This window comes from Sulfurimonas sp. (assembly GCF_016744025.1).
Taxonomy (GTDB): domain Bacteria; phylum Campylobacterota; class Campylobacteria; order Campylobacterales; family Sulfurimonadaceae; genus Sulfurimonas.
Genome location: NZ_JADGFC010000105.1, coordinates 1 through 9,405, shown reverse-complemented (window position 1 = coordinate 9,405; position 9,405 = coordinate 1). Strand labels below are relative to the sequence as shown.

At 31.6% G+C, this 9,405-nt stretch carries 7 protein-coding genes; 4 read left to right on the top strand and 3 right to left on the bottom strand.

The window, feature by feature from the left end:
* The first annotated feature begins 7 nt into the window (after positions 1 to 7).
* The 3 genes from tyrS to QZZ48_RS12225 are packed head-to-tail and all read left to right on the top strand — an operon-like array spanning position 8 to position 3,707.
* A complete protein-coding gene (gene tyrS, locus QZZ48_RS12235) occupies positions 8 to 1,207 on the top strand; it encodes a tyrosine--tRNA ligase (protein ID WP_294966285.1) in 1,200 nt (399 codons plus the stop codon).
* Positions 1,208 to 2,299: a nitronate monooxygenase gene (locus QZZ48_RS12230; RefSeq protein ID WP_294966282.1), complete on the top strand. Its 1,092-nt coding sequence runs from the start codon at positions 1,208 to 1,210 to the stop codon at positions 2,297 to 2,299.
* Positions 2,300 to 2,306: 7 nt separating this feature from the next.
* Complete coding sequence (locus QZZ48_RS12225) at positions 2,307 to 3,707, top strand: N-acetylmuramoyl-L-alanine amidase (RefSeq protein ID WP_294966279.1); 1,401 nt, start codon at positions 2,307 to 2,309, stop codon at positions 3,705 to 3,707.
* A 46-nt stretch (positions 3,708 to 3,753) separates the two neighbouring features.
* Here the strand turns inward: QZZ48_RS12225 and QZZ48_RS12220 are convergent, their stop codons facing one another.
* The 3 genes from QZZ48_RS12220 to QZZ48_RS12210 are packed head-to-tail and all read right to left on the bottom strand — an operon-like array spanning position 3,754 to position 7,443.
* A complete protein-coding gene (locus tag QZZ48_RS12220; protein WP_294966276.1) occupies positions 3,754 to 4,836 on the bottom strand; it encodes a phosphoesterase in 1,083 nt (360 codons plus the stop codon).
* A gap of 29 nt (positions 4,837 to 4,865) precedes the next feature.
* Positions 4,866 to 7,037, bottom strand: a complete 2,172-nt coding sequence (flhA, locus tag QZZ48_RS12215) for a flagellar biosynthesis protein FlhA (RefSeq protein ID WP_294966273.1) — start codon at positions 7,035 to 7,037, stop codon at positions 4,866 to 4,868.
* A 4-nt stretch (positions 7,038 to 7,041) separates the two neighbouring features.
* Positions 7,042 to 7,443, bottom strand: a complete 402-nt coding sequence (locus tag QZZ48_RS12210) for an Rrf2 family transcriptional regulator (RefSeq protein WP_294966270.1) — start codon at positions 7,441 to 7,443, stop codon at positions 7,042 to 7,044.
* Between the two features lie 110 nt (positions 7,444 to 7,553).
* On the opposite strand from QZZ48_RS12210, the gene QZZ48_RS12205 reads away from it, so the two are divergent.
* Positions 7,554 to 9,405: DUF3365 domain-containing protein (locus tag QZZ48_RS12205; RefSeq protein WP_294966267.1), on the top strand; the 1,852-nt coding region annotated here is incomplete at its 3' end.

The window sequence follows — 9,405 nt, the reverse complement described above, 5'->3', positions numbered from 1 at the left end:
GATATATATGTTACAAGAAGCTTTAAGAGAAATAAACAGAGGTAGTGCTGAAATAATTGACAATGAAAGAATTGAGAAATTATTAAAAGCTTATTTTGAAGAGGGAAAAACATATACAGTAAAAGCTGGTTTTGATCCAACTGCTCCAGACTTACACCTTGGTCATACTGTACTTCTACAAAAACTTGCAACATTTCAAAAATATGGTGGAAGAGTTCAATTTTTAATTGGGGATTTTACTGCTTCTATTGGTGATCCTACAGGTAAAAATATTACTAGAAAGATTTTAAGTAAAGAAGATATCAAAAAGAATATCTCTTCTTATACTACTCAAGCTTTTAAAATTCTAGATGAAAGTAAAACAGATATAGTTTACAATAATGACTGGTTAGCGCCTCTTGGTTCTATTGGTATGCTAGAACTTGCATCTAACTTGACGGTTGCTAGAATGTTAGAACGTGATGACTTTTCAAAAAGATATGCTGCCCAAACACCTATTGCTCTAAGTGAATTTATGTATCCACTTCTTCAAGGTTATGATAGTGTTCATCTTAAATCAGATATTGAATTAGGTGGAACTGATCAGAAATTTAATCTTTTAATGGGTAGACAACTGCAAAAAGCATATGATGTAAAAAAACAACAAGCAGTTTTAATGATGCCTATCTTAGAAGGCCTAGACGGTATTCAAAAAATGAGTAAATCACTAAATAACTACATTGGTGTTACGGATGAGCCAAATGATATGTTTGGAAAAGTACTTAGTATTTCTGATGAGCTAATGTGGAGATTTTATGAACTACTGAGTACAAAATCTTTAGAAGAAATAGCTAAGATAAAAAGTGCTGTAGAAGATGGATCTCTTCACCCTAAAAAAGTAAAAGAAGACTTGGCTATTGAAATAACTTGTAGATTTCATAATGAAGAATTAGCCAATAATGCAAAAGTAGAATTTGATAAAATTCACGCAAAAAGTCAAATACCAACAGAAATAGATGAATTTAGTTGTGATAGTGAGATTTGGATTGCTCAAGCATTAGTAGATTGTAACATTGAGCCATCTACTTCTCAGGCAAGACGAGATATTAAGCAAGGTGCTGTTAAAATAGACCAAGAAAAAATATCAGATATACAATTACAACTTTCAGCTGGTGAGTATATACTCCAAGTTGGAAAAAGAAAGTTTGCAAAATTAAAGGTAAATTAGATGAGTTTTGAGTCACTTAAAATTGGAAAATATGAAATACCAAAGCCTATAGTTCAAGGTGGTATGGGTGTTGGTATATCTTGGGATAAACTAGCTGGTAATGTATCAAAAGAGGGTGGATTGGGTGTTATTAGTGCTGTAGGTACTGGCTATTATGAAGATAAAACACACGCAAAAAAGCTTGTAGCTGATAGACCTTTAAGTGAAGCTAATTTTTACTCTCCAGATGGACTCAAGAAAATAATTGAAAATGCTAGAAAAATATGTGGTGATAAACCAATTGCAGCAAATATTCTTTATGCTATTAATGATTATGGACGTGTAGTAAAAGACGCATGTGAAGCAGGAATAGATATTATTATCACAGGTGCTGGTCTTCCGACTAATATGCCTGAGTTTACAGAAGGTTACCCTGATGTAGCGCTTGTTCCTATAGTTTCATCTGCTAAAGCTTTAAAAATAATCTGTAAAAGATGGAAAAAAAGATATAACAGAATTCCAGATGCAGTAGTTGTTGAAGGACCTAAAAGTGGTGGACATCAAGGTTTTACGTATGAGCAGTGTAAACTTCCTGAAAATCAATTAGAAAATATAGTTGGTCCAGTTGTAGAAGAAGCTGCTACCTGGGGTAATATACCTGTAATAGCTGCTGGTGGTGTTTGGGATAAAAAAGACATCCAAGAGATGATGTCTCTTGGTGCTTCAGGGGTTCAAATGGGAACTCGTTTTATTGGTACTCATGAATGTGATGCTCATATAAATCTTAAAAATGTTCTTCTTAATGCAAAAAAAGAAGATATTAAACTAATGGCTTCACCTGTTGGATACCCAGCACAAGGAGTAGTTACAAATCTTACTAAGTTAGTTGAGAAAAGAGAAGGTCCATCTATTAAGTGTATTTCTAATTGTGTAGCACCTTGTAATCGTGGTGTAGAAGCAAAAGAAGTAGGCTTTTGTATTGCAGATAGATTAAGTGATGCTTATTTAGGAAATACTGAAACAGGTCTGTTCTTCTCTGGAACTAACGGTTATAAGTTAAATGAAATTATTTCAGTCAAAGAGTTGATAGAGAAATTAACACAGGGCGAATAGTCAAAGAATGATTCGTCTATTTAGTCTTCTTTTTATTCTAGTAATCTCTTTATATGCGCAAAGTGATAGTGAACTCTTAAAGAGAGCCGATGGCTTTATGAAGAGCAGTTCGAAGTCAAATAAATTTCGTGCATATAACGATTATAAAAACCTTTATCTTCGTGCTATTATGGCAGAAGACAGTAAGCTTAGAATAAGTGCTTTAAAAGGCATAGTAAAGAGTGGTAATGTACTTCACATTGATATATCCCAATACTCAGATGAACTATCAAAAATTAAACCAAAAACTTCGTACAAAGCTCCAAAATCAAAATCAATTAAAAAATCAAATAAATCTCAAAATATTAAAATAAAATCATCACATAAACTTAAATCTATAAGATGGAAAGATTCTAAACTTATTTTAAAATTCGATAAGAAACTACGAAGTAATCAGATAAATTATTTTACACTATATGATTCTAAAAATAAAAGATATAGATATGTTTTTGATGTTCATGCGTCTATGCTTACAAAGTCACAGAATCTCTTAAAAAAGGGTATAAATAGAATAAAGATTGCTCAATACAATACTAATACATTAAGACTTGTTATTGAAAATAGTAAAAAAGTTAATATTAGATTTGCAAAAAGATCTAATGAGTTAGTTATAAGTATGACATCTTCTAGTATTAAAACTAAAGCAAAAGTATATAAGAAAACTAGTAAGACCAAGTTCCCTCAAAGAACTGATAGAAATAAAATAATTGTAATAGATGCAGGGCATGGTGGAAAAGACCCAGGTGCAGTAGGATATAAGAAATATAGAGAGAAAGTTGTTGTATATAAGATCTCTCAAGAGTTAAAGAGAATACTTCGCTCTCGTGGGTATAAAGTCCATATGACTAGAGATAGAGATAAGTATGTAAAACTAAGTAAAAGAACCTCAATAGCTAATAAGAAAAAAGCTGATATATTTGTAAGTATTCATGCAAATGCTGTTGGTAAGAAAAATGCTAAAAAGGCTCATGGGATAGAGTGTTATTTTCTTTCTCCATCTCGTTCTGCAAGAGCTGAGAGAGTTGCAGCAAAAGAGAACTCTGCTGATATTAGTGAAATGAACAGATATGGTAAAAATACATTTTTAAACTTTCTAAATTCTCATAAAATAGTATCATCTAATAAATTAGCGATAGATTTGCAAAGAGGAATGTTAGGCGCTTTAAATAAAAAGTATAAGGTTAAAGATGGTGGAGTTAGAGAAGGCCCTTTTTGGGTTCTTGTTGGTGCTCAGATGCCAGCTGTTTTAGTTGAAGTAGGTTTCATCTCTCATCCAGCAGAAGCGAAAAGACTTGTAAACTCTAAGTATAGAAATACATTGGCTTTAGGATTAGCAAATGGAATAGAGAGATATTTCGCTAATAACTAATTATTAATTTATATATAGGCAAGCCTATATATGATTACTTAGCTAATTAAGAATCTTCTCTCTTATATTCTAAATCACCTGCAAAAGATTCTTTGTCATTGATAAGTTGTTCTATCTGTTTTTTAACTCTGTCATAGCGATATTGTTCTTTGAATCCCATAATTCTACCACCGGCAGCATTTGGATGTCCACCACCATTAGACCACTCTTTAGAAATTTGAGCAACACTAACTTTATTATTTGCTCTTAGACTCATAGCTCCACGATAACTTACATCAACAATAAAGTCATACTCTGGAAAGGCTAGTAAAAAACCATTACCTACAATTGATGTATTACCAACACCATAGCTTAAATAACCTCTGTAACCTTTGTAGTATATAGTTTTCTCACTTCTTGCTTGACCTAATAGATTTACAATATATTTTGTAGCTAGATTATCTAATGTGTCATTTTTGTCTTCTCTAAAAAATTCTTTTTTTATATGGTGAATTTTTTCATCTAAAACTATTGCAGCATTCTCTTCATTAATGTATTTTGTAGCTTCAAGGAGTAGTGAAAGTTTATAATTATTATCTATATCTGCAAACATGATTTTATTTAATTCTCTTGTTTCAGTTACAAGTCTCATACAAACTTTTCCATATTCAAAGTTTTCTACTTCTTCTTGTTTCCAAAGGTCAACGGCATTTACAACATTTACAAACTTATTCATCCACTCTGGTTCATCAAGCTCAAAATTTTCTAGGGCATAGTCATATGTTATTTTTGTAGCACATCTTGTTACATCAAGATAATACCATTCATATTTTTTAGCACTATCTTCTCCGCTACCATGATGATCTAATAGAGTGATTCTTACATCTTTTTTATTTTCATTCATCTTTATAACTTCATTATTAAGCCATCTTGATTCATCAAATGTAAGATTTAAGTCAGTTATTAAAATAAGAGAACTATTTTTATTCTGATTAATCTTTTCTAATATCATCTCTAGTTTTTGTCTAACTTCAGCACCGTAGTTAGCGTTAAAGTTAAATACTTCATATGGAGTATATCTCATTACTAACTGACAGCTATAACCATCTAAATCAATATGTGATAAATGGTAAATTGTTTTATTTTTCATTGTATTCCTTAATCTTATTATACTATTATTTATGTTTCTATAGAGATAGAACCCATTACTTCAAAGGTTGCACTAGAATCAATTTCAGCATGTGAAAGTGTTACAACATCAAGAGAAAATCTTTCAAAAATCTCTGCTACCCCACGACGAAGCTGTGGGTCAACGATTATAACAACAGGAGAGACCCCTTTTTGAAGGAGCTCATGTGCTTTTGTACTTGTTGCTTGAATCAGTTGATTAATCTCTCCTACACTAAGCAGAAGGTTTCTAACACCATCTTGCTCTTGCGATTTTTCAAGCATCATTTGTTCAGAATTAGTATCAAAAGTAAGTAGTCTTATCACACCGTCATCACTTGAATACATCTGTGTAATAATGCGAGATAGTTTTGAACGTACTTGTTCTATAATTAAATCTACATTTTTAGTATATTCTGCAATATCTGCAATGGTCTCTAAGATGCTAAGCATATCTTTTAGAGGAATTTTTTCGTGTAAAAGACCTTTTAATATACGCTGTATGAGACCAATAGATGCTACTTTTAGTACATCATCTATTATAACTGGGAAGTCATTTTTGATTTTTTCTATTAGAGTTTGGACTTCTTGACGAGTTAAAAGATCTTCAGCATTTTGTTTAACTAACTCACTCATATGCGTAGAAATTACAGTCGCTGGATCCACAACTGTGTACCCATTAATAATTGCATCTTCTTTTTGTTCAGGTTGTATCCACAATGCGTCTAGACCAAAAGCAGGTTCTTTTGTCGCTTCTCCATCAATCTCTCCAGTTGCCATTCCACTATCCATTGCTAGAAACTTATCAGGTTTGATAGTTCCTTCTCCAATAGAGATTCCTTTTAATAAGATTTGATATTGATCTGGTTGAAGATGTAAATTATCTCTAATACGAACTTGAGGCATTAAAAAACCAAAGTCAGATGCAATCTTACGTCTCATTGAACGAATACGCTCTAGTAAATCTCCACCTTGAGAAGTGTCGGCTAGTCGAATTAGTTGATATCCTAAGGTAAGTTCTAACATCTCTACTTTAAGTATATCTTCAAGTGCTGTTTCTTCTTCTTTTGCTATCTCTTCATTCGATTTTACAGGCTTAGCTGCTGCTCTTTCTATCTCTTGCTGCTCTTTTGCTTTTGGAGAGAGAACATTATCTACATTAAGTATGGAGAGTTCGCCTCTTTCATATTTATAAACTGACCAACCAAGAAGTGCAAACATTATTCCTACAAATCCCATAGAAGCAGTAGGAAGACCTGGAACAAGAGCGAATAAAATCATAATGAAACCAACTATCATTAGGATTTTTGCATTACCCATCATTTGATTGATTGTACCCTCTGCAAAATTATCTCCCTCTCCTGAAGAACGAGTAATCATAATACCAGTCGCAGTAGAGATAATTAGAGCTGGAATCTGGCCAACAAGACCATCACCAATAGTTAAAAGTGTAAAAGTTGAAGCACTATCTCCAACTGTCATATCATGTTGGAAAACACCTATTAGAAATCCACCAATAATATTGATAAGAGTAATAACAATACCAGCAACAGCATCCCCTTTTACAAACTTAGACGAACCATCCATTGCTCCATAAAAGTTTGCATCTTGAAGAATTTCTGCACGACGTTGTTTTGCCTCGGCATCATCAATTAGACCAGCATTAAGGTCAGCATCTACTGCCATTTGTTTACCAGGCATTGAGTCTAGTGTAAAACGAGCCGCAACCTCTGCAACTCTGGTAGAACCTTTAGTAATAACCATAAAGTTGATTAAAACTAAAATTGAGAAGACAATAATACCAATTACGAAGTTACCACCTACAACAAAGTCGCCAAAGCTTGTAATAATATTACTTACTCCGTCAGGTCCTTCGTGTCCATGACTTAGAATCATTCTTGTAGTAGCAATGTTAAGAGAGAGTCTAAATAATGTCAAAATAAGAATAAGAGTTGGAAAAGTTGTTAAGTCCGTTGGTTTAGGAACATATAGTGATATTAGTAAAATTAAAACAGCTAGAGACATAGAAATAGTTAATAGTACATCAAGAATACCTGATGGTAAAGGAACTATAATAATAGCTAATATAGCCATTACAAATAAAACTACACTTAAATCTCTTTGTCCAATAAGAAAGTTTAGCGCTGTTCCAATCTGCTCTCTTGTAGTAAGTTTTCTTGCCAATTTACTACTCTAAAATATCATCAAGTGATAAGTCAGCTAAAAAGTCATCTATTTTACCTTGGAGTTTATTTAAAAATGGCCAGATAGAACAAAGTTTTGCTTTATCACTAGGACAATCCGCTAGTGATGGAGAACAATCAAAAACAGTTGGAGCTTTACCTTCAACAGCACTCATTATATCAAGCATACTTATCTCTTTTGGGTTGATTAAGAGTGAAAAACCACCATTTACGCCCTTAAAAGATTTTAAAATACCTTTTTTTGCAAGAGATTGTAAAATCTTTGCTAAAAAGCTTTTAGGAATTGAGAGTTGGTTAGAAAGTGTTTCACTGTCCATAGGCGAATTAGCTTTTGATAAAACAATAAGAGAGAGTATTGCGTATTCACTTGCACGAGTTATTAACATAATTTTACTTTTTAATTAAGATGTTTGATATTTAAAGAGATTATATCCAAAGAAGTTGAATTTAATTTAAGATTCATATATTAGAAAACTTAAGTATAATAGTTCCTATTATGTTTTTTATTATGGCCTTTGTCAGAATCTCTCTTAATTATTTTGAAAATAAAAAGAGTGTTGAAGAATTTATATCTGAACAGTCAAAACTAGTAGATTCTCTATATATGACACATAGAAATTATTATCAAGATCTTTACTTAAACAAAATAATAAAACTAGACGCAAAATCTCTTGCAGGTCTACCAGCATTTTCTGCTGCGCAAATTTCAAAAATATTTTCAGAACAAAACAGACTTCAAATAACAATGCAAACAGTTAGTGATAGAGCGAGAAACCCTAAAAATCAAGCAGATAAATATGAACTTGAAGCTATAAGATATTTTAAAAATGACCAATATGCAACAGATTATTTTAGTGAAGAAAATGATTTTTATCAATATGCCACTCCACTAAAAATCGAGGAAAAGTGTCTTAGCGGTCATGGAGAAAAATCAAAAGCCCCAAAATTTATATCTGATAGATATGACACTGCATATGATTATAATATAGGTGATATAAGAGGAGTTTTGAGTATTAAAGTCCCGACTTATCATGTAGATAAAATAATTAATAAACAGTTCTTTATTTCAGTTTTATATGATTTGCTCCTTATGGTAATAGTATCTTTAATTGCATTTTATCTTTTGAAATTCTTCTCAAAACTTCAAAATGAACTTGAAGATGAACTCGATGAAAGAACAGATGAGTTGAAAAATTCTCTATCTTTTTTAGAAAGTTATAAAGATGCCATTGATAGTAATCTAATAGTTTCAAAAACTGACTTAGATGGAAATATTACATATATAAATGATAATTTTTGCACAGTTTCAGGTTACAGTAGAGAAGAGCTTATCGGGCGAAACCATAATGTTTTAAGAGATGAATCTTTTTCTAAAGAAATGTATAAAAAGCTTTTATCTAGTATTACATCAAGACAAACTTGGCATGGCAGAATAAAAAATATAAAAAAAGATGGCACACTATTTTGGGTAGATGCCACAATAACACCAATTATAAATGCTAATGGTGAAATAACAGAATTCATCTCTCTTAGACACGATATTACTGAGCTTGTGAATCAAAAAAATAAACTGATAAATTTAGCAAATACTGACTCTCTTACAAAATTTGGTAATAGAAACGCACTCAAACAAGAGATAGAAAAGGGTGAAAATATATTTTTAATCTTGGTGAATATTGATAGCTTTTCCCAGATAAATGACTTTTATGGGCATGAAATTGGAGATGCTACCTTAGTTGAGTTTTCTTCAAAATTACAAGAGATATGTAGTCTTAATATAGAACTCAAACTATTTAGAGTTAGTGGTGATGAGTTTGGCATTCTTACTGTAGATATGCCAGCTCATAATGTTGTGCAACAAGCGCAGACAATTATAAAATTTATAAACACTCATATATATGATGTTAAAGGTGAAACTGTTGAGTTAAATGCAACAGTTAGTATTTCTCTTGAAGATAAAGAAAAATTACTAGTAACCGCAGATATGGCTCTAAAAGTGGCAAAAAGAGAATCCAAAAATCTTATAGTATTTGATAAAAATATGAATCTAGACAAAGAGTATGAGAATAATATGCTTTGGACTAAGAAGATAAAAGAAGCTATTAAAAATGACAAGATCGTTCTTTTCTTTCAACCTATCATTGATAATGCAAGCGGGAAAATAAATAAGTATGAATCATTAATAAGGCTTATTGATGAAGATGGAAATGTTATATCGCCATATTTCTTTTTGGAAATTGCTAAAAAAGCAAAACTTTATAAACAGCTTACAAAAATAGTTATTCAAAAAAGTTTTGAAAATTTTAGAGAGAATGATTTTGAGTTTTCTATAAACCTTAGTATAGATG

Coding starts and splice junctions, on each gene's coding strand:
- QZZ48_RS12225 (WP_294966279.1), top strand. CDS start 2,307: ATGATTCGTCTATTTAGTCTTCTTTTTATTCTAGTAATCTCTTTATAT.
- tyrS (WP_294966285.1), top strand. CDS start 8: ATGTTACAAGAAGCTTTAAGAGAAATAAACAGAGGTAGTGCTGAAATA.
- QZZ48_RS12230 (WP_294966282.1), top strand. CDS start 1,208: ATGAGTTTTGAGTCACTTAAAATTGGAAAATATGAAATACCAAAGCCT.
- QZZ48_RS12220 (WP_294966276.1), bottom strand. CDS start 4,836: ATGAAAAATAAAACAATTTACCATTTATCACATATTGATTTAGATGGT.
- QZZ48_RS12210 (WP_294966270.1), bottom strand. CDS start 7,443: ATGTTAATAACTCGTGCAAGTGAATACGCAATACTCTCTCTTATTGTT.